The organism is Pseudomonas sp. IT-232MI5, from assembly GCF_949767845.1.
Taxonomy (GTDB): domain Bacteria; phylum Pseudomonadota; class Gammaproteobacteria; order Pseudomonadales; family Pseudomonadaceae; genus Aquipseudomonas.
The window spans coordinates 99,762-121,138 of record NZ_CATKQE010000033.1; the positions used below are offsets into that span (position 1 = coordinate 99,762).

Sequence of the window (21,377 nt, forward strand, 5' to 3'; positions counted from 1 at the left end):
ACTTCAACTCCCCCTCAGCGCGTTTGCAGAACTGTCATTGCGCCCTTCGCGCGCTCCAGCGCGCAATACGCGTAATACAGGTGCACCAGCAGATAAGCCCAGGTCGTCAGTGCAAGCACGTAGAAGTTGAGCAGCACATTGCTGTCGTCGCCGGGGATCTTGTAGAAGTCGTAGATGCAGGCAATGGTCAGTGAGGCGAGCATGCCAAACATCACACCGATCGCATGCAATGACTCTCCGGCATTTGCCAGGCGTACCGCGAAATATACCAGGTAGACCGAAAACATCACCCACATCAGCACGTAGAAATACGGCAGGAGCGTGACCAGGACCTTGGTAGAGATCAACGCGAGCGTGCCCAACAGAGCGCCGGCAAACATCATGAGCTCCTTGCTCACGGAGGGCTTGTACGCATGCGTTACCGCCATCAGCCCGAGCACGGTAATCAGTGGAATCCCGAAGGCTCTGGAGAACGCGTCGCAGAAGTATGAAATCAGGTACGCATGCTCCGATTCTGTCAGGAAGAAGATCAAGAAGTTTGTCGCGGAAAAGGCAACCACAAACCACTCCAGAGCCAGTAGCAGGTTTCTCTTCTTCAGAAACCTGATGCCAAAGGTCAGACCATTGGCAAGCAGCAAGAAACAGGCAAGGCACAGCACAATATTTCTCGGTTCCATAACGATAGCCTCGGTACAGCTGACAGAAAATTTGATGGGTTAGCGGGATTGAGGAACCAGTGCAGCCAGGTAAGCCGCAATCGCCTGGCGCTCCTGCGCTGACAGCGCCGCTGCCATGGCTTGCATCGCGCCAGTGGGCTCAATGCGCTCGCCGCTGGCAAAAGCGTTGAGCTGGGCCAAAAGGTAGTCCTGGCCTTGTGCAGCCAGGCGCGGGAAGGCGTCGTGGCCCATCAGCTCGGCACCATGACAGGCGGTGCAACCTCGGGTTTTCACCAGTTGTTTGCCCTGATCCTTCAGCCCCTCGTCAGGGCTGACAGCCGCATGAGCAACGACCGATTGCCGGGCGTAAAACTTCGCCAGCAGATCAACTTCATCCGGGCTGAGGGTCATCGCCAGCGGCCCCATGTTGGGCGCAAGCCGTTGCCCGCTCGCGAAGTTGCGCAACTGGGCAGACAGATACGCGGCGGGTTGCCCGGCCAGGCTCGGATACGTCGGGTTCAGCGAGTTACCGTGGCTGCCATGGCAACCGGTGCAGGCATCGGTCAGGTGTGGCCAGTTTCCGCGGTCGGCCTGATAGGCCTCCGTGGAGGTCGTGATGTAAGTCTGCAGCCGATACAGGTCGAGCAGATCACGGCCGAAAACCGCCACCAGCACCGTAATGACCGCGATGACGCCAAGCGCTATGATTTTTTTCATTGCCGCCTCCTATGCCCGACGTAACGCGTTGAGCACCTGCAAGGCGCTGTGGCGTCCGGCGCGCACGGCGCCGTCCATGTAACCTGCCCAGATGTCAGCGGTTTCGGTGCCCGACCAGAACAGGTTGCCGCACGGCGGACGCAGTGCCTCGCCATGTGTCGACCAGAAACCAGGGGGAATCGGCGACACGCATGTGATGGTCCACGGGTCGAAATGCGCCCAGTCGTGATCGTGGTAGGAAACCGGCTCAAGCGCTGCATCCCCCAGGGCGCGTGCATAGATTTCGGTCTGCACACGCTTCGCGGCTTCGGGGTCGGTGGGGGCTGCGGCATTCAGAATGAATGCGTTGATCACGCCGATTTCGCCGTTTGGCGGTGAGTTGTCGTAAGCCCAGATGACTGGCCCGCCGACCTGAATGATGTGACCGTTCAAACCCTTGTCGCGCCAGAAAGGCCGCGGGTAAACCATTGCGGTCTTGCGTGCCGGCGAGTGCGCTGGCCAGGCCCGTTGCAGGGCGGCGCGAGCTTCGGGCAGCGGTGGATCGAATTGCAGGCGTTGGCACAGCGCGGGATGAATCGCCATGATCACCCGGCGCGCGCGGATCTCGCCCTGATCCGTTTGCAGTCTGACGATGTCGCGGTTCCAGTCAGCAATTTTGCGCACCGGGCACGACAAGCGAACCTTGTCGCCCAGCAATTGCGCCATTTTGCTGCTGAGAACCTGTGAACCGCCGACGATCCGCGTGCCTTGCGCGCTGTCCTTGATCGAGTCGAGCCGCATGTATTCGCTGCCGGCCGAATTGATCATCGACAGAAAGTGCAAGAAGCCCATCTTCGCCGGCGTGACACCGCAGGTCAGGAGGAAGCTGGCATTCCACCCTGCGCGGTCTTCCGGCTTGATGTTTTGCTGAGCGAGCCAGTCGCCCGCCGAGAGCTTGTCCAGTTCGGCCACCCTGGGGGATTTCCATGGCGCACCGCACGGCACATCACGCGACAGCTCGCTGAGTTTTGCCGAGACTCTTTCGTCGGTACCGAAGGTGCCTTTCAAATCTACGGCGACACGTCCATCGCCCCCGAGGATCACGGTTTCCCCGTCATAGAAACTGGGAAAGGTGCCGACCTCAAGCTCACGGGCCAGATCCGCTACGGCGGTTTGTCCGGGGCCGATCCACTGACCGCCGGCTTCGGAGATATAGCCGGAACCCAAGTCATGATTGAGGGTGCGGCCGCCGACACGATCACGCGCTTCAAGCACCAGCAGCGACTCACAACCTGCCAGATGCAGATCACGGGCGGCGGTCAAACCAGCCAGGCCGGCACCGATGATCACCACATCAAACACATCGTCCGGACTGTCTTTTTGCAGCGCATCGGCGGCATTGGCCAGGCCAAGGTTCAAACCGATCGATCCCACGGCGGCGGTGGCACCGGCCAGTTTGAGCAATTGTCTTCGCTTCAGATCGGGAGGGGCGTCAGTGCTCATGTTCGATGCCTCACATCACGTTATTGTTGGATTGAACGCCCGTGGCCGAGCGTGGGTGTGGCAGTAAAAAAGTGGCGACGAAAACGCAAACATTCGTTTGTCTTTCTGCAGGCGAATGCCTGCCGGCCCCAGGACTTCAAGGTCAGCGTCACCACGGAAAATCAGCGTGTTGGTTCTATAAGCCTCAACCGTCAGGCATGAGGGCGCGCAACTTTGCGGTTGGTGTATTCGTCCAGCAGATGTGCTCCCCCCAGCGCCACATTCATGGCGCACCACTGCAGCGGTTCGGGCAGGGTTTTCGGGGTTTTATGCCGCAGCGCGCCGAGCAGCGGATGCTCGATACCGCCGATTCTTTCCGCCAGCAGATGGCCGATCAGTGACTGCGAGGCGACGCCGTGTCCGGAGCAACCCGCGGTGTAGAGAATGTTGTGGTGCGACCCGGTTTCGCCCACCACCGGCAACGCGTCGTAGGCCATGCTGACGTAACCACTCCAGCACGCTTGAATGCCGACACCGCGCAACGTCGGGAAACGCACGCCCAGGTTGTCTTGCAACGCTCGGTAGGTCACCTCATCAGGAATGTTCGGGGTTTTCGAGCCGTAGGCATAACCCAGCCGTTTGGTGGTCATCAGCAGCGTATTGCGTGCGGTCAGGCGATGGCTTTCCATCACCAGGTGCGGCGTGGTCAACCCTTCCCGCCCTGCCCAGCCCAGCGATGCCAACTGCTGTGGTGTCAATGGCTCGGTTTCGACCGCCGACACCCGAAACGGTACGACTTTGTCGCGCAGAAGTCCGAGCTGCGGCGTATAGGCATTGGTGGCCAGCACTACTATTGGCGCGCTCGCCCGCCCGCGTGGCGTCCGGCAGGTGATCGTCGGCCCGTCGGAGAACGACTCAAGCGTGGTGTTTTCATACAGCCTTACCCCCGCCTGGAGTGCAGAGCGGCGCAGGCCCATCACGTATTTGCCAGGGTCCAGGGTACCGCCGTGGCGTTGCAGGCAGCCAAACAGAAAGGCCGGTGGAATCCCCCGCGCGCGCATTTGTGCCTGATCCAGAAACTCGGTTAGCGAACCCAATTCGTGGCCCACGGCCATACTTTTGCGCAGCCTTTTCTCCTGCGACGGATGGATGCCCGCCCTGATGATGCCCGAGGCGTTGTAGTCGCAGTCGATCCCCAGTTCGCGCAATCGACCTTCGACGTAGGCGACAGCTTCGTCATAGAACCTGACGATGTTTTGCGCTTTTTCCTTGCCGACACGTTTCAAGAACAGCTCGAACTCAATGCCGATGCTGCCACCCAGATAGCCGGCGTTCCGCCCGCTGGCGCCGAAACCGGCAAACGCCTGCTCTAGCACCACAACCTTGGCCCCCAACGCCGTCAGTTCCAGGGCGGTGGACAGCCCGGCGAAACCGGCACCGATCACGATGACGTCCGCGCTGACATCGCCCTCGAGCTCGGGTTGCAGATCCGCCGGGGTTTCGACCCAGCCACCCAGCCGACGAAAATGCCCGCCGGCGAAGTGGCTTTCCAGCTCTCGTGATTGGTAGGTCATGGACATGTGATGTGCTCCTATCGACTCAGGATGTGAATAGCGACGGCGGCTTCCTCGACACCTTGCAGACCGCCACCGTTTTCCTGGATGGCATGCCGCGCACCGGGTACCTGGCGTGCACCGGCCTCCCCGCGCAACTGCGTGGTCAGCTCGTACAACTGGCCGATCCCCGTCGCACCCAGCGGGTGGCCCTTGGATTCCAGGCCACCAGAGGGATTGATCGGCAGGCGGCCACCCAAGGTGAAATCGCCGCGTTCGGCACACACCCCACCCTCCCCCAGCGGCGCAAGCCCGAGGTTTTCCGCCTGGATGATTTCGCCCATGGCCGAGGCGTCGTGCACTTCGGCCACGTGCATGTCCTGCGGGCCGAGGCCGGCGATTTCGTAGGCTTCACGCGCTGCCAATAGGCTGACGTGCTTGTGCGGCTCGTCGAGCCCGCGCAGGCTGAAGCTGCGGATCACGCTGGCGGCGATCCGCACACAACGTTTCGGGTCGGCACCGATGCGTTTCAATCCCGCCTCGGTACAGAGAATCGCGGCGGCCGCGCCGTCGGATAACGGCGCACACATCGGCAGCGTGATCGGATAGGTGATCGGCGGCGCGGCGAGCACTTCTTCGATGGTGAAGGTCTTGCGAAATTGGGAATACGGGTTGTGCACCGAGTGTTGATGGTTCTTGGCGCATACCGCCGCAATCTGTCGTTGAGTGGTGCCGTAGGTCTTCATGTGCCAGCGACACATCGCGGCATAGATGGCCATGAACTTGCTGTACGGACGATCGGACTCCGAGCCCGGCGGCACCACGATGCCCTCGCCCATTTTCACCAGAGTCGCGTAGTTTTCCTCGGCGGTGGAAACATCCCAACCGGTTTCGAACAATGCCAGTGCCCGCGACTTGTCCGGCACGTTCATTTTTTCGGCCCCCAACGCCAACACCACGTCGGTAGCCCCTGAGCGCAAGCTCTGCACTGCCAAATGAACCGCTGTACTACCCGAGGCGCAGGCGTTTTCAACGTTGTAGATTGGTACACCTTCGATGCCTATCTTGCTGCAAATTACCTGCCCCGGAATCGACAGTTGTCCTTGAAGATGACCATTGGTGATGCCTGCATAGAATACAGCGCGAATATCGGCGCGCAGGGCGCCGGAATCCGCGAGTGCACCTTGCAAGGCCTCCAGTGCCAGATCCTGAAGGCTTCGGTTCAGGTGACGACCAAACTCAGTCATGGCAATGCCGGCGATGTAAATAGGTTCCATCAGATCATTCCCCTCAGATACGTCGCTCAACGTTTTGCCAGTAATGGGCGCGCAGATCTTTCTTCAGCACCTTGCCGACCGGGCTGCGCGGCAATGCATCAATGAAATCCACGGTTTTCGGCGACTTGACCGAGCCGAGCCGGCTCTTGCACAGCTCGATCAACTCCTCGGCGGTGACGGTATGCCCGACGCTCAACTCGACCACGGCTTTCACGCCCTCGCCCCATTGCTCATCCGGCACACCGATGACCGCGCAGTCCTGCACCGCCGGATGACTCCACAGCACTTGCTCGACTTCACTGGGATAAACGTTGAATCCGCCGGAGATGATCATGTCTTTCTTGCGGTCGGTAATGTGCAGGTAGCCGTGCGCATCAACGTGGCCGATGTCGCCGGTGTGCAGCCAGCCATCGATGATGGTTTCTGCGGTTTTCTGCGGGTCCTTGTAATACCCCTTCATCACCAGATCGCCGCGTACACAGATTTCGCCGGTTTGCCCCTGACCGAGGATGTCCCCGGCGTCGCTGAGGATTTCCACGCGCACCAGCGGATTGGGCCGGCCCACCGAAGAAAGGCGTTCGTCCGATGCCAGACGTCCACCGTGCAAATGCTCGGCGGGCGGCAGGTTGGAGATCGAGGCCGGGGCTTCAGTCTGGCCGTAACCGCCGGCCATCACCGGGCCGAAGGTCTCGATGGCTTGCTTGAGTTTGTCCACCGACATCGGCGCCGCGCCGTACAGGAAATACTTCAGCGAGCTGAAATCGACCTTCTGCGTCAGATCCGGCACATCCAGCAGTCGATAGATCACGGTCGGCGGCAAAAAGGTTTCGGTGACCTTATACTTCGGGATCATTGCCAGCATCAGCGCCGGATCCGGTTTGGTAATGATCACCACGGTGCCGCCCCGCGAGGTGCACGGCAGCGACAGCGTGCCAGCGGTGTGGGTCATCGGCGCCGCCGCCAGGTTGACTGGCGGATGGTCATCCCCGTAAGGGAAATTGATCATGAAGTGCGCGCAGAACGTCTGGATGCTGCGATGAGTGTTCATCACCCCCTTCGGCAGCCCGGTGGTGCCGCCGGTTGGCGAGAGTGCCACCACATCGTCGAGTTGATACTCGACCTCCGGTGCCGTGACCGGCTGATCATCAATCCAGGACTTGAGCGACGGCGCCCCCGGCAGGTGCTCGTCGATGCAGATCCACAAACGGATTTTCGGCAGGCTCGGACGCAATGCGTCGATGATCGGCGCGAACTCTCGCTGAAAAAACATCACCTCGCAGTCGAAGGCATCGAGCACGTGACGGTTCTCTTCGGCGCTGTTGCGTGCGCCGACGGGAATCCAGCACAGATTGGCGCGCCAGAGTCCCAGGGTGCAGGTCCAGGCCACCGCGTCGTTGGCGGACCAGACCGCACCTTTCGTGCCGCTGGGTAAACCGGCCGCCAACAATGCGTTGGCGATCCGGCAGGACAGATGGCGGACTTCGGTGAAGGTGAACACCCGATCGTCCTGGATGTACGCCGCGCCGTGCGGATTGATCCGCCAGCCACGGTCGAAGAAATCGATAATCGCCATGTCGGTCACTTCACAGTTGAGTAACGGTTGCGCGGGCCAGGCCACGCTGTTCAAGGAAGCCCAGCAGGTAGCGATGACCGAAGGCTTTCGAGGACGAGGCGAAACCGGTCCTGGCGGTGTCGTTATTCAACAGCTTGACCACGGCTGCGGCGTGCAAGGCGCCGGTGGCGATGTACGGCGTGATGCCATGCACGGTGGCACGCACCGCTGTCAGTTGACCGCGGCCGATCGCGAAGTCGACGGTGCGTTGCAGGGTGCTGCGCTCACGCGGTGGCATGCTCGGGGTGGTCGATTGCACGAGGCTCTGAATCACCGCGTCCTGCTGTTCTTTGGGCAGGTGCTTGTATTCGGCTTCCCACTTCTCGCCCAGGCCGTGGACCATTTTCATCACCGGGTTGTCGTAGAAGCCGACGCAGGACATGCAGCTTCGCACCCGGCCATCATCTTCGAAGAACACCGGCAGCGAGGTGCCGCCCCAAGGCAGGCAGAACACCGCTTCCAGTAGATCGGGGCAGACCACGTTGAAGCTGGCGTTCGGTGCATAAGGCACCAGTTCCTTCTCCCACAGGTAGGCACCGGGGTAACGCACGCCTTCGAAAATGGTCGCCGTAGAACCGACAGTCACCCCGGCAGCACCGGTGCGCGGGCCACGGGTCAGGGTCGCGGTTTCCAGCGAATCGACACCCGGCGTTTCCAGGGCCAGTTCGGCGGCGATTTCGGCGTAGGTGTACATGTACGCCAACGATGGCGACAGCAGCAGCCCGGCCTGGCGATACAGCTCACCGAACTGATCGCGCAAGGCCCGGATGTGCGCCTGCTCACCGGCCGGATCCAGATAATGGCAGCCAGCTTTCAAGGCCGCTTCCACGGCAGTCAGGCCAAAATTGATGAACGGGCCGACTGTGTTGCACACCACGCGCGCACCTTTGAACACCGAGACCAGCGCGTCGACCTCGTGGGCGCATTCAATGATTTCGTAAGTGGCCGACTCCAGTCCGACGACGCGTTGCGCCATCATTTCCTGAGCCCGCGCGGCGTTGCGTGCAACGGCGGTGAACGGGATGTGCTGGTCGATCAACCAGTCCATGATCAGCATACCGGTGTAACCACTGGCGCCGTAGACAACGACAGGATATTTGGCCATCGGGATTTACCTCATTTGTTGTTTTTGGATGAGTGATGTCGGTGGAATGCAGAATCAGTTGTTGGCCCAACCTTCGGCGTACAGCTGCTGGGCAAGCAGCCCCAGGCGCATGGTCAGGACGCGGTTTTCGCCGTCCTCGATCAATGACGACTGGGTGTCACGCAAGAGTTTTTCGATCGGGTATTCACGGGTAGTGCCATTGCCGCCGAACAGACGGAAAGCTTCCTGCACAACAGCCATTGCCTCTTCGGTCACCGTGACCTTGGCGGAGGCGGTAGCGTACGGATGGGTTTGCGGTGAAAGGCGCGCGAAACTCAGCGAACGGCGGGCGACCGCGCGGGCCGTTTCGACCCGACGCAACATGTCGCCCAGACGCAGGCGGGTCATCTGGTGGTCGATCAACGGATGCCCGCCCTGACGCCGTTCATGGCAGTACTGCAGAGCCATTTCGAAGGCGGCACGTGCGACGCCGGTGAACACCTGCCCCATGTGGGTGCCGGCGAACGACCAGGAAGAACTGACGGCGCCGTAGTAGTTGTCGCGCTCGGCGATAGCAAAGCGCCGGGGCACTCGTACGCTGTCGAAGTAGATTTCGCCTTGAGGCAAGGAGCGCTGGCCGATCTTGTCCAGCGGCTTGCCCTTGGACACGCCCTTGAGATCGAGCGGAATAATCAGCGCAATCCCGTGCGGCCGGCCGTTCTCATCGTAAAAACCGTCACCGTAATCGGCACAGATCAAACCCAGTGCCACTTGGGCGATGACGCCGTTGGAGACCCACGCCGAGCTTTGGCCGTTGAGGATGACTTCATCGCCAACCACTTTGGCGGTCAAGTTGCCGATATTGCCGGGCTTGCCCGCTGGCCAGTCTCGCGCCATGTCGAAGATCTGGTTGTCGCTGCCACGGTCGGGTTGGGTGGCCATCCAGCAGCCGATCCGGCCCTGGCAGAGTTCGACCAACTCGGCATTGCCGGCGGCAACGGCCATTTGCAGCGGGAAACCGGCGCAGCCCAAAGAGATCGCCAGCCCGGCATCACCCCAGCCGAGTTCTTCACCGATCAGCGATTCGATCCGCACCGCCATGTCCGGCGGCAGCTGCGCCAACAGCGCCGGGTCGAGTCCGAGTTTGGCGAATTCGGCAAACAGCGAGTAGTAAGGCGAGCCGGGGGCAACCACCTCTTCGGCGGTCATGCGATCCAGCTCGCGACCCAATGGTCGCAACACTTCTTTGGCGAAGCGGTGCACGGAGGCCTGAATCGCAGCCTCCTCTTCTGTCAGCGGGGTTTCGAAACCGGTGAGTCCGGCGGCTGGCAGGGTGAGTGTCGACTTGAGCGAGATCATCAAAGTACCTCCATCGAGAGTGGCAACCGCTGCGCTTGCAACGTGCTGCGTCTTGTTATTTGTCATCGACTCTAACAAGCAAAATTATTTAACGCAACATGCGTTATGTTTATTATTTCGAGCTTGCAAAGACTTCTTCAGGCACGGGAAAACCGGCCGGAAATCAGCAGTTTGTTTGAGAAAAATCGCGCTGAACTGCCGGGAAACCGGCATGGCGCCCGCCTCCCGACATCCACCCGGGTATCAGCGCCGAGAAACGACGCCTCTACGGGAAAACACGATCGGCGAGCCATCCCCGTTCAGCCGTGTCGCCGTGAGCGAAACCCCGTCGCCGCTGGGTTGCTCATGGAAACTTTGGCCACCGTCGTCACTGTGCACGAGCAAGCCGTCGAGCCCTACCGCAATGACTGTCTGCCCGGAAACATCGATGGCGGTGACCGAGCTTTTGCTCTGCAGCGGTACGCGCTGCCAGCGTGCGCCGTCGGCGGAGCCGTGCAGCAACGTGCCGCGTTGCCCGCCCACCAGCAGCGAGCCGTCGCCCAGCACCGCCCCCGTCCACAAAGTGCCGCTGTAACCGGTATCCATGTAGCGCCAGTGCTTGCCCTGATCGTCCGAGTGCAATAACTGGCCGCGTTCGGCGGTGGCGTACAAGCGCCCTTCTTGATCGGCAAACAGCCCCATCAGGTTCAGATCGGCGTGCTTCGATCCTGGCGGAGCTTCAAGTTGCTGCTCGGTCCAGGTCTTGCCGCCGTCATCGGTGGTCAGTACCAGCGACCACAGCCCCACCGCCACCCCTTGCTGCGGATTGAAAAAGTGCACGGCAAACAGCGGCCGATCTTCCGCACTGGACAGGCGTTGCACCTGCCAGGTATCGCCGCCGTCAGTAGTGGCCAGAATCGCCCCCCAGTGACCCACGGCCCAACCCTGACGGGCGTCGACGAAGGACACCCCGGTCAGAGGCGTGGACAACGGCACGGACGCAGCCTGACGGAAACGCCCGCCGTGATCGTCCGACAGCAGCACCACACCGTGATCGCCGACGGCAACGGTTCGCTCCCCGGCGCGGGCAACGCTCAACAGCGTCGCGGCTGTGGCGCTGGCCGTCACGGTCGCCGGAACCGCCGGCAAGGATGACGCCTGCAACAGCGTCGGCAACATCAGAACCAGTAAAGGCATCAGGTTTCGCATGGCTATGTCCTCAATGCACCAGTGAGCCGATCAGACGCACTGGGCGCCGCCGCGGAAATGTCCGCTCCAGCCATACGGCGAAGGCTGGGAGAACGGTCATGGCCATGATCATGTTGACCAGAAACATGAAAGCCAGCAGCTTGCCCATGTCTGCCTGGAACTTCAGATCGGAAAACGCCCAGGTGGCGACGCCCACCGCCAGGGTGATGGCGGTAAAAATCGTGGCGACGCCGACCTCCAGCAACGCGTGCTCGACAGCTTTGGTGATCGGCTGGCCGAGGGCCTGATGCAACTGCAAACGGTTGTAGATGTAGAACGCGTAATCCACGCCGATGCCGACGGCGAGCACCATGACCGGCAAGGTGGCGATGGTCAGGCCGATCTGCAGTTCTTTCATGAACCAGTAGCCGATGAAGGTGCCCAGGGTCAGCGGCAGGCAGCAGACCAGCACGGCGCGCCAGTCGCGATAAACGACAAACACCAGCAGCGCGATTGCGCCGTAGACGTAAAGCATCATCGGCAGCTCGCTGCGTTCCACCTCTTCGTTGATCGCCGCAATCACGCCGGCATTACCGGACGCCAGACGTACGCTCACTCCGGGCTGAGTGAACTGGCTGCGGAACGCCTTGGCCGCGGCGATCACCCGGTGAATTGTGGTCGCCTTGTGATCGGCGAGAAACAGATGCACCGCGGTCATACTGCAATCGGGCCGCATCATGCCGGGCACGCGAGCCACCTCGGCGGCCATCGACGAGTAGTTGGTCGGGTCGATGGGCACCGCGTTCATTTTCGGATTGCCCTCGTTATAACCCTCGTTGAACTGGCGTAGGCTGTTGGAAAACGAGGTCACCGAGACCACACCAGGCACCCCTTGCATGGCCCAGACGAAGCGGTCCTGATACTGGCCGAGCGCAACGTTTTCGCAGTCGTTTGCCCCGCCCTCGACCTTGACCTCGAACACCACACTGAGCCAGTCCAGACCGATGTCGTAATGGCTGGCGATCGACAGCGCATCCCTATTGAATCGCGCATCCTCGCGCAGTTCCGGGGCGCCGGCCTGCAAAGAACCGACGACTCGATCATGGCTTTGCCAGGCGGCCGTGACAAAGATCAGCACCGCCATGCCCAGCACCCAGCGCACGTTGTGCCATTCGCTCAAACGCGCAAGACCGTGCAACCAACGAGCGCGGCGCTGGCGAGAAACTTCCTCGGCGGCAGCGTAACCATCCTGCACGCGGAGCATCGAGGCCACCACCGGCAGCATCGCCAGATTGGTGACGATCTTAAACGCGACTCCTAGTGACGCCGTGATTGCCAGTTCCCGCACCATGGGGATCGGGATCAACAGCAACGTCACGAACGATACAAATGCGGTGACCAACGCCAGCGTGCCGGGAATCAGCAACCCACTGAAACTGGCCCGCGCTGCGCCCTCCACCGATTTGCCGCAGGCGATCTCGCGAATGATGAAGTTGATCTGCTGCACGCCATGGGACACGCCGATGGCAAACACCAGAAACGGCACCAGCACCGCCAGCGGATCCAGGCCGTAACCGAGCAGACGCAAGGCGCCGAACTGCCAGATCAGCGACACCAACGAGCACCCCACCGCCAGCAAGGTGAAGCGCAGCGAATGGCAGTACCAGTACACCGCAGCCGCCGTCAGCAACAAGGCCAGCAGACAGAACTCGAGAACCGCTGACGCACCCACAGCAATGTCCCCGATCTGCTTGGCGAAGCCGATGATCTGGATCTCGAAATCCGTGTCCTCGAACTGACGGCGAATCTGCTGCTCCAGCACCTGGTTGTACGCCACATAATCCAGGCGCTGGCCGTTGGCATCGAATTCGTTGAGATCGACCGTGATCATCGCGCTGCTCTGGTCGCGAGCCACCAACGTCCCGATAAAACCGCCCTGCGCTGTCGAGTTGGCGATCATGGCAATGCTCGCCTCATCGAGACTTTCCGGGGTTACCGTCCCCGGTACCAGCGGGTCCGCACGAAAGCCCTCCTCGGTGATTTCATTGACGAACGCGTTGGGCGTCCACAACGAACGCACGCTGCTGCGCGACACGTTGGGCAGAAATATCAGCGCCTGGGTGACGTCATAAAGACGCTTGAGCCCTGCCTGGCTCCAGATCGTCCCTTGGCGCGCCTTGACCACCACCGTCAACCGGTTCGCGCCGAGCAAGTCATTGCGATAGGTCTCAAAGGTTTCGATGTATTCGTGGCCGATGGGTAACTGCTTTTCAAACCCGGCTTCCATGCGCAACTGCACCGCAAACCAGGCCATGCCCAGGGTGAACAGCGCCAGACCCGCCAACGTCAGCAGGCGGTGCGAGAACAGCCATTGTTCGATGCGCGGCAGGACGCCGCGCACAGGGTTTTGCTTGAGGTTCAGGGAACTGTTCACGGCGCGCCTCACAGGGTTCGGGAAACCACAAGGCCGACGTAATCGCGATCACGCAGCAGTTGATCGTAAGGGGTCTTGCCACCCATGAATTTTGCGTAGTTGGCCGAGATCTGCCAGCTCGCCGGGTTGCGCACGAAATTGAGGTAAAGGTTCATGCTGCTTGCATCTTCGGTGAAGGTGGCCGACAGGTTCGGGGTGCGTCCGTTGATCGAGCGCGAATAGAACACGCCCGGCGTGACCTGCCAGCCGGGAATCAGCGTGTTGTCGTAGGTCAGGCTCAAATCGAGGCTGATGCCGGAGGAGGTTTTGTTGCCCTTGGCGCTTGGCGCAATGGCCGGATCCAGTTGCCAGGTATTGAGGCCGGCGGCGATCGGCTCCCCGGCGTAGTCGTTATGCAGGCCGGAGTATTTCACGACCACCAGTTCGCTCAACAAGGTGCCGGTGCTGGCACCGGTGAGTTCAAGCAAGGTCGGAGAGTTGGACGGCGTCATGCTGTAGATGCCGGTCAGGTGCCATTGCAATTTCTTTGCGTCTTTCCAGCATTTGCCACCGTTAGCGGCACAAGCGTCGATGACCGGGTTGAGTGGTACCGCATCCTTGGGACGGTAGGACAACTCGGTGCCCAGTGCCCAGTCGCCGACCGGCATGTTGGCGCTGATGCCGTACATCATTCGGTCTTCCGGATATTCCCAGGTCGGCGACACGGCGAAGGTTTGCGGATCCACCTGCACGCTCAGTGACGGCAGTTTGTCGTGATAACGCATCACGTACAGACCCAGGTTGAGATCGGTGTTGTCAGGCTGCCAGCGCAGCGACACGCCCCATTGGCCGCCGTTGCGCGCCTCTTTTTCATCGTACCCGTAGGCACCCCTGCCCTCGCCCAGCGCATGGGTCGTGGACCAATAGCTGCCCACTGGCGGCAATTCGCTTTTGTTCCAGTTGAACTGCCAGTACGCCTCGATATTCACCCCGGCGCCAAGCCCCGACGCGAGGCTGAGCATCGGCGCCGGCAGCAAGGCTTCCTTGAGCTGGGTACCGGGGCGCGACAAGGCCATGACATCGTAGGCGTTGGTGTTGTTGATGCCGCCGGCCGCGAACAGACTCTCGCCCCAGTTGATCACCTGATTACCCAGGCGAGCGCGGACCCGCTGGTCACCGACATCAAAGCTCTTGCTCACCCACAGATCCAGCAGCCGCGCCTTGAACTCCAGATCGTCGCGGGCGCTGCTGGTCAAGCCGTCGCTGCCGACGCCTGCAGGGCGGTCGGCCGACAACGCGCCGCTGGTGTCGGTCGCGGCAAAGTCGCGGATCCAGCTGCCGCGCGCCATGAACGTGTAGTCCTCGGGAAATTTCAGCACCAGCTCATGGGTGCCTTTTATGTAATTGGTGAACAGGTCGCCCCGGTCGTAATTCAAGTCGCCCTGATCACCAATCCCGGCGCTGGGCGCCAGACAGCCACTGGGTGGATTGTGCCCGCCGGGGCTGCTGGTAATGAGGTTGCAGCCACGGGATTCAGTGCGCAGTCCCATGCCCACAGCGAGGGTGGAATCGAATGAGCCGCGAATGTTTTCGGTTTCAAAGGTGAACGCCATGGCAAATGGGGTTGCACACGCGATGACAAGACCTGAGGTTCTACTGATTATTTTTTTCATGTCTGTTCCCGAAAGCCGCTGTCAGCGTTCGCTGGTGGCGCGCAGGTTGTCTGAGGTGTAGAAGTCACGTTTCAGGCGCGGATTGCTCGCCCCGTCGGTCAGCCAGCGATGGTCATTCTTGCCGGTGCCGATGGAGGTCATGTCGTACAGGTAGCGACCGTCAACCAGGTTGTATTGCGCCTGGGCTTCCATGTCGCAGGTGCCGGTCTCGTACACCGGGATTGTGTAGCCCTCGCGGACTTTCCAGATTTGCCCCTGCTTGTCGTAGTCCACCGCCATCAGCGCGTTCCAGCTGTCTTCGTCGATGTAGAACAGACGCTTCGGCGCCTGATGACGCATGCCTTGGCGAACAGTGGCCTCGACCACCCACACGCGGTGCAGCTCATAGCGACGCGACTCGGGAGCGATGAAGTCGCGCTTGGCCACGTCCTCAATCTTCGCCGAGTTGTCGTAGGCCCCGAACGAGTTGTAGGGCACGAGCATTTCCTGCTTGCCCAGCAGCTTCCAGTCGAAGCGGTCCATGGGGCCGAAGAACACATTGGATTCATCGATGGTGTATTGATTGTCCAGACCGATTTGCGGCGCGTCGTAGGAATACGCCGGCATGCGCCGCACGCGGCGCTGGCCCGGGAAGTAATAGAACGTGGTGGCTTGCTCGCCAGCCTTGGTCGTGACCACTCCGGCTTGTCCGGCCAGTGCGGCGGGGTCGGTGTAGCTGAAGTAGGTGGCGACTTCCAGACGATCGAATGACGAGAACAGCGCGCTGCCCTTCACGCCCCATGGCGTGTACATGAACCAGTCGGTGGAGGTTCGCAGCCAGTCCTCACTGCCCTTGCGTGGCGAAATGCCGGACACGGTCTTCGACATATCGAAACCCACGCCGCGATAGCGCATTTTCATGTTCCACATGACCTCGGCGCCCGAGGCTGGAAATGGAAACGGAATGCCCGGCACGTAGGCTTCCTGCAACGCTAGGCCGTCGCCGTCGAGCTTGGCGAAACCGACGTTCTTCTTGGTGTTGTCCGCGACGAAATCCGGCACGCCGCAGCTACGTCGCGTCGGGTACACGTCCATGCGGTAGCCCGGAATCTTCTTGAACATTTCCACCTGCCCAGGTGAAAGCTTGCTTGCGTACTTCGCGACGTTGCCCGAGTCGATACTGAACAGTGGTTTGTCATCCTTGAATTTCCATTGCTGGCCGCGCACCTGGCCGTGGCTCCAACTGCCACCTTGGGGACCGGGCGCCGTCCAGGCGGGAATCACCCCATCGGCGCTGGCCGCGGCCTCGCCTCCCAGCGGGGTCAGTTTGCTGCCGAGCAATGCAGGATCCTTGTCTGCCGCCTGTGCCGTACAGAAAAACGCCGAGGCGGCTACGGCTGCGACCAGGTGCCGGATTACGACGCCGGTAGAAAAATTATTATGGGGGCGCTCAATCACTGTGTTCATGGGAGGGATCCTCGTGGGCCTTGGTCAGCAACGGGGCCGTCTTGACGGTGGCAACCCGTTGCCTGCGCTAACCTAATCAACTGACTTGATCAGTTGACCAAGTCGTGTGATCAAAGCAAGCCCGGTGCCAAGATTCGCGGGGCCGGAATTAGTCTTTTCTTATCAATCGATTGCGCGCTCTTCGGAGCGACGGTGCGGGGAAACTGCCGGAGAATGTTCCCGTTTGTTTCGTCGGAACGCACCAATACGGGAAATAACGAAACAGTTGTTACCATTATTGGTGCAACCGTTTCACGTACCGTTTTCATTCATGACGTCGTGCGATTTGTTGATGTAGGATCCGCAAGCGTCGACATCGCCCTCTTCGTTTTCGGGGGCGCCAGGAATAAGGGAGATTGCTGAAGCATGGCCAGAATGGGCGCTGAATTACGCCGGCAGGATTTCGTCGAAGCAACGATCAGAGTGATCGCCGAGCACGGCGTAGCCAATGCCACGACCCGCCGTATCGCGGCGCAGGCCGGCTGTCCGTTGGCCTCGTTGCACTATGTGTTCCATACCAAGAACGACCTGTTTTATGCCGTCTACGAATCGCTGTTCAGCCTGCCCCCGCAAGCGCTGGAACGGGTACCGGCCGGCACCACTGCTGCGGCAACGGCTGCCGAAGTTCTGCGCCAGTTAATCACTTGGTTCATCGATCATCCGGATGCGGCCAGGGCGCAGACCGAGTTGTTCTTCTGGGCAATGCGCAATGACCCGCAAATGGCCAGCAAGATTTACTCGGTGGCGATTGAAGCCACCGAGCAGGCGCTGCAGCGGGCCATGGGAACTGAATTGGACGAAGCTTTTTTAAAGGCGACCAGTCGCTTGCTGATCCAACTGGTAGACGGGCTGACCATTGCCTGGTCGGCCCACGGTGATCTGGATCGATTGCGAACCGAAACCGAGACCGCTTGCACGGCACTGGCCTTGCTGGTGGCCAGTCACTGAGTCGATCCTCACACGCTGCTGACCAGATGGCCGCCATCCACCGCCAATACGCTGCCGGTCATGAAGGCCCCGGCATCGCTGGCCAACAGCAAAAACGGTCCGGCCAGTTCATGCAACTGGCCCAGGCGTCGCATCGGGATCAGGTCGCGGATGTAGTTGTTGCCCTTCTCGCCTTCAAAAAAAGCCTGGTTCATCTCGGTCTTGAAGTAGCCCGGCGCAATGGCATTGACCCGGATGTTGTACCGCGCCAGTTCCAGCGCCAGGGATTTGGTCAGTTGGACAACCCCGGCTTTCGCGGCGCTGTAATGGCTGTAACCGGTGCCGACGCGTAATCCGAGAATCGACGCCACGTTGACGATGCTGCCGCTGCGCCCGGCCTTGGCCAGCCGTTGAGCGGCAACCTGGGCCACACGCCAGACGCCGTCCAGATTGGTCGACAGCATTGCGCGCCACTGTTCTTCGCTGATCTCCAGCGGGCGCTGACCGTTACCGATTCCGGCGTTGTTGAGCACCACGTCGACCACGCCGAAATGCGCTTGGGCCGTATCGAACGCGGCTTCGACACTGCTGCGATCGGTCACGTCGAGTTCAACCGACAGCGCCTGCCCGCAATCCCACTCAATGTCCTTGGCCACTTGCGCAAGCTTTTCCACGCGCCGCGCAGTCAGCACCACCCGGGCGCCGGCATGCGCAGCGACCCGCGCCAGATGCGCACCAATGCCGCTGGAGGCGCCGGTGATCAATACCGTTTGGCCGGCGAGGGAAAAGTTCTGGGCGAAATCGTGAGTCATCAGTGCACCTCGATAAAATTGGACTCGGCAGCGTTGCCGCACAAAACCGGCCGTTTTCCGATACGCCAAACGATCTCCACGACCGCCGTTACCGCATCCGCCGCCGTGGCGTGGCAAGGCACAATTTCCACTTGGCGCATGTCGGAGGCCGGGCTGAAGAAACGCAGCCCGACCACAGCCTGTGGCCGCGAAACCGTATTCGCCAGCGCTTCGATATCCAGCGACGACGTATGGGTCGCGAAAATGGCGCCCGCTTTGCAGATCTGATCCAGCGCGAGGAACACCTGGTGTTTGCTCTCCAGCTTTTCGCACGTCGCCTCGATGATCAGGTCGGCATCCGAAAGATCTGCGTAGTCGATCGTGGTGAATAACAGCTCCATCCGCGGCTGTACTTGTGCGGCGACGAGTTGCCCGCGCTGGACGTGGAGCTGATAATTTTCGTGGATGCGTCGAAGGCCACGGTTCAGCGTGCGCCTGTCCACATCCTTCAGCGCCACGGCAATGCCGACATCGGCAAAGCACATCGCGATGCCGCCACCCAGCGTGCCAGCACCGATCACCGCAACCTTATTGATCTTGCACGGCGCACGGTTCAGAGCGGACAGCGCAAGGCCGTCTTCGAAACGGTAATAGACCTGGTCAGACATGGCGTATCTCAAAACTTGCGGAATACGTCGCCGATGCTGGCAACCGGCAAACCAGGCTGCGCGCGCGCCGGCAGCGTGGAACTCACCGCGCTGAACGCGCCGTACGAGCTGGTCGAGTAGAAGCTATAAATCGAGTAAATGGCGAGTGAGACGAGAGTCACGGTCATGCAGGAAAAAACAATTGGGCGCATCACTAACCTCCATCATTTGACTGGGGCCAAATGCAGTGTCTTTTGTTATTGAAGGTTTTGATTCTGGGTAGCGCGCGCCGCAAAAGCTTGGCAGATCGCGTCAGGTTTTTTGCAGTTCATGACAGTCGAACGCTCTGTAATTCGACCTGCGCGATGAATAAAAAATGTCTCAGATGAACTCATTTGCTCTATTTCGGTGGTTTTCGTTGCAGTAATGAGCTTTTCCTGCACAATTCAGCGTATTGAAATTCGATTCGAGACTGACTGATGTCCCTGACTCCTCAAGATGAACGACTCATCAAGGCGCTGGCCTTGGCCATCGTTGATCGCCCCCGGGCGACGCTCAAGGAACTGGCTGAAGCGGCTGGCGTCAGCAAGGCTACCCTGCATCGCTTTTGCGGCACCCGTGACAATCTGGTTCAGATGATGGAAAGCCATGGTGAGACGGTGCTGAACCAGATCACCACCACCACTGACCTGTTGCACGGCGAGCCGGTGCAGGCGTTGCGCAGTCTGATCAACGAGCATCTGGCGCATCGGGAAATGCTGGTTTTCCTACTCTTTCAGTACCGCCCCGACACGTTTGCGGTAAATGGTGAGGGCGACCGCTGGCAGACTTATGCCGATGCACTCGATGCCTTCTTCCTGCGTGGCCAGCAATTGGGCGCGTTCCGCATCGATGTCACCGCAGCGGTGTTCACCGAACTGTTCCTGACCATGATCTTCGGCATGGTCGATGCCGAGCGCCGTGGACGCGCGGCCAGTGCCAACTCGGCCAACGTGCTGGAGCAGATGTTTCTGCACGGCGCCGCCACCGCCACGCCCGCCCCCTGATCCTCATTTTTTCCCGCAAAAAAAGCCCCGTGACCTATCGGTTCACGGGGCAAAAAAAGGTTGGATGCGCCAACCCAAAGGAGCTCCGGTAGGGCGTTATCTGACGGTTGTCGGCGTGGACCATCCTCCGCCCAGCGAACGGAACAGATCGACCAAAGCGATCTGCCGTTGCGTGCTGATCTCAATAAACGCTGTCTCGTTGACGAAGCTGGTGCGCTGCGCATCGAGATAACGCAGGTGGCTGTCGATACCGCCTTCATATCGAGCCCTGGCCAGACTCAGGGTTTCAGTGCTGGTGTTGGCCAGTGCTCGGCGCGCGGCCTCCTCCCGGCGCAAGGTGTCGGTGGCAGCCAATGCATCGGCGACCTCGCGGAACGCCGTCTGAATCGTGCCTTCATAGGCCGCCACAGCTGAATCCTTGCGGGCTTCGGCCAGACTCAGCCCGGCACTGTTGCGACCGGCATCAAACAACGGCAGCGAAAGGTTCGGCACGAAACTCCAGGAGCGCGAGCCACCGTCGAACAGACCGGACATTTGCGCGCTGGAAGTACCAAAGCTGCCGGTCAGGCTGATACGCGGAAAGAACGCTGCCCGTGCCGCGCCGATATCGGCATTGCGCGCTTGCAGTCGATGCTCGGCCGCAAGAATGTCCGGCCGGCGCTCGATCAGCGTCGACGTGGTATCCGGGGCGATGTCCTGAACCAGCATCGGCTGCGTCGTCAGGCGCTCGGGAATCACTTTTCCTGCGTCCTTTGTCCCCAGCAGCAAAACCAGCGCGTTGAACGCCTGCTGCTTCTCGCGCAGATTGCGTTCCTGCTCGGCCCGCGCCTGCTCCACCAGCCCAAGCGCTTCCTGATAATCCAGCGCAGTCGCCGTACCGCTGGAGCGGCGCTGGCTGATCAGCGCGAACGAGTATTCGCGGCTGCTCAGGGTTTGTTGAGTCAAATCCAGACGACGCTGGGCGCCGTCATGAACCAGATAGGCCTGACTGACTTCGGCGATCAGCGCGATCTGCGCGGCGCGGGCGGCTTCTTCGGTGGCCAGATATTCCTGCAGCGCAGAGTCGCTGAGGCTTTTTACCCGGCCAAACAGATCCAGCTCGTATTCGGGCAGCGACAGGCCGACCTGATACTGGCTGGCCACCCCTGCCCGGCCGTCGCTGGCCAGGTCCGAGGGCAAGCGCTGGCGATTGCCGGACGCGCTTGCATTCAGCCCGGGAACCCGATCGGCCCGCTGAATGCGGTACTGCGCCCGAGCCTGCTCGATGTCCAGAAGGGTCTGGCGCAATGAGCGATTGTTATCCAGCGCAACCTCCACCAGACGGCGCAGGTCGGGATCGACGATGAACGCCTGCCACGCTAATTGGTTGATCGGAACGCCTTGTTTCAGCGACTCGCCCGCCCAGTTGTCCGCGACCGGTGCAACGGGCCGATCATAGGTCGGCGCCAACGAGCAACCGGCCAGCAGCATGGCGATCACCAGCGCAGAAAATCCTGAAATACGCATGTG

Annotated in this window: 18 protein-coding genes; 2 read left to right on the forward strand and 16 right to left on the reverse strand. The window is 60.8% G+C overall.

The window, feature by feature from the left end; all coding sequences use genetic code 11:
* Nucleotides 1–14: 14 nt before the first annotated feature.
* The 12 genes from ACM6JQ_RS16490 to ACM6JQ_RS16545 all read right to left on the reverse strand — a co-directional run bounded on the left by ACM6JQ_RS16490 (nt 15) and on the right by ACM6JQ_RS16545 (nt 16,418).
* A complete protein-coding gene (locus tag ACM6JQ_RS16490; RefSeq protein WP_414894228.1) occupies nt 15–677 on the reverse strand; it encodes a hypothetical protein in 663 nt (220 codons plus the stop codon).
* A 39-nt stretch (nt 678–716) separates the two neighbouring features.
* Entirely contained in the window at nt 717–1,373 is a 657-nt protein-coding gene (locus ACM6JQ_RS16495) for a c-type cytochrome (RefSeq protein WP_414894229.1), read from the reverse strand.
* A 9-nt stretch (nt 1,374–1,382) separates the two neighbouring features.
* On the reverse strand, nt 1,383–2,855 hold the full coding sequence (locus ACM6JQ_RS16500) for a flavin monoamine oxidase family protein (RefSeq protein WP_414894230.1): 1,473 nt from the start codon (nt 2,853–2,855) through the stop codon (nt 1,383–1,385).
* Nucleotides 2,856–3,046: 191 nt separating this feature from the next.
* Complete coding sequence (locus tag ACM6JQ_RS16505) at nt 3,047–4,414, reverse strand: NAD(P)/FAD-dependent oxidoreductase (protein ID WP_414894231.1); 1,368 nt, start codon at nt 4,412–4,414, stop codon at nt 3,047–3,049.
* A gap of 11 nt (nt 4,415–4,425) precedes the next feature.
* Entirely contained in the window at nt 4,426–5,664 is a 1,239-nt protein-coding gene (locus tag ACM6JQ_RS16510; RefSeq protein WP_414894232.1) for a thiolase family protein, read from the reverse strand.
* Nucleotides 5,665–5,677: 13 nt separating this feature from the next.
* On the reverse strand, nt 5,678–7,237 hold the full coding sequence (locus ACM6JQ_RS16515; RefSeq protein WP_414894233.1) for an AMP-binding protein: 1,560 nt from the start codon (nt 7,235–7,237) through the stop codon (nt 5,678–5,680).
* Between the two features lie 10 nt (nt 7,238–7,247).
* A complete protein-coding gene (locus ACM6JQ_RS16520) occupies nt 7,248–8,381 on the reverse strand; it encodes a saccharopine dehydrogenase family protein (protein ID WP_122607415.1) in 1,134 nt (377 codons plus the stop codon).
* A 54-nt stretch (nt 8,382–8,435) separates the two neighbouring features.
* Nucleotides 8,436–9,719 carry an acyl-CoA dehydrogenase family protein gene (locus tag ACM6JQ_RS16525; protein WP_122843987.1) on the reverse strand — a complete coding sequence of 428 codons (1,284 nt, stop codon included), beginning with the start codon at nt 9,717–9,719 and terminating at the stop codon, nt 8,436–8,438.
* A 243-nt stretch (nt 9,720–9,962) separates the two neighbouring features.
* Complete coding sequence (locus ACM6JQ_RS16530) at nt 9,963–10,907, reverse strand: WD40/YVTN/BNR-like repeat-containing protein (RefSeq protein WP_414894234.1); 945 nt, start codon at nt 10,905–10,907, stop codon at nt 9,963–9,965.
* A 10-nt stretch (nt 10,908–10,917) separates the two neighbouring features.
* A complete protein-coding gene (locus ACM6JQ_RS16535; protein WP_414894235.1) occupies nt 10,918–13,320 on the reverse strand; it encodes an efflux RND transporter permease subunit in 2,403 nt (800 codons plus the stop codon).
* An 8-nt stretch (nt 13,321–13,328) separates the two neighbouring features.
* Nucleotides 13,329–14,972, reverse strand: coding sequence for a DUF1302 domain-containing protein (locus ACM6JQ_RS16540; protein ID WP_414894236.1), 1,644 nt, complete (start codon nt 14,970–14,972; stop codon nt 13,329–13,331).
* Between the two features lie 21 nt (nt 14,973–14,993).
* On the reverse strand, nt 14,994–16,418 hold the full coding sequence (locus ACM6JQ_RS16545; RefSeq protein WP_122609292.1) for a DUF1329 domain-containing protein: 1,425 nt from the start codon (nt 16,416–16,418) through the stop codon (nt 14,994–14,996).
* A 405-nt stretch (nt 16,419–16,823) separates the two neighbouring features.
* On the opposite strand from ACM6JQ_RS16545, the gene ACM6JQ_RS16550 reads away from it, so the two are divergent.
* Nucleotides 16,824–17,405, forward strand: a complete 582-nt coding sequence (locus tag ACM6JQ_RS16550; RefSeq protein ID WP_205993942.1) for a TetR/AcrR family transcriptional regulator — start codon at nt 16,824–16,826, stop codon at nt 17,403–17,405.
* An 8-nt stretch (nt 17,406–17,413) separates the two neighbouring features.
* Here the strand turns inward: ACM6JQ_RS16550 and ACM6JQ_RS16555 are convergent, their stop codons facing one another.
* From ACM6JQ_RS16555 to ACM6JQ_RS16565, 3 genes are read right to left on the reverse strand one after another with little or no spacing between them, the layout of a single operon-like run.
* Complete coding sequence (locus tag ACM6JQ_RS16555) at nt 17,414–18,196, reverse strand: SDR family NAD(P)-dependent oxidoreductase (RefSeq protein WP_414894237.1); 783 nt, start codon at nt 18,194–18,196, stop codon at nt 17,414–17,416.
* Nucleotides 18,196–18,843 (reverse strand): 3-hydroxyacyl-CoA dehydrogenase family protein, encoded by a 648-nt coding sequence (locus ACM6JQ_RS16560; RefSeq protein WP_414894238.1) that lies wholly within the window; start codon nt 18,841–18,843, stop codon nt 18,196–18,198. The genes ACM6JQ_RS16555 and ACM6JQ_RS16560 overlap by 1 nt, the downstream gene beginning before the upstream one ends.
* An 8-nt stretch (nt 18,844–18,851) precedes the next feature.
* A complete protein-coding gene (locus ACM6JQ_RS16565; RefSeq protein ID WP_401206412.1) occupies nt 18,852–19,034 on the reverse strand; it encodes a hypothetical protein in 183 nt (60 codons plus the stop codon).
* A gap of 267 nt (nt 19,035–19,301) precedes the next feature.
* Between ACM6JQ_RS16565 and ACM6JQ_RS16570 the strand changes: the two genes are divergently transcribed.
* Nucleotides 19,302–19,868: a TetR/AcrR family transcriptional regulator gene (locus ACM6JQ_RS16570; protein WP_122609297.1), complete on the forward strand. Its 567-nt coding sequence runs from the start codon at nt 19,302–19,304 to the stop codon at nt 19,866–19,868.
* 96 nt (nt 19,869–19,964) lie between these two features.
* Here ACM6JQ_RS16570 and ACM6JQ_RS16575 read toward each other — a convergent pair whose 3' ends face one another.
* Nucleotides 19,965–21,374, reverse strand: a complete 1,410-nt coding sequence (locus ACM6JQ_RS16575) for an efflux transporter outer membrane subunit (protein WP_150370578.1) — start codon at nt 21,372–21,374, stop codon at nt 19,965–19,967.
* Between the last annotated feature and the right edge of the window lie 3 nt (nt 21,375–21,377).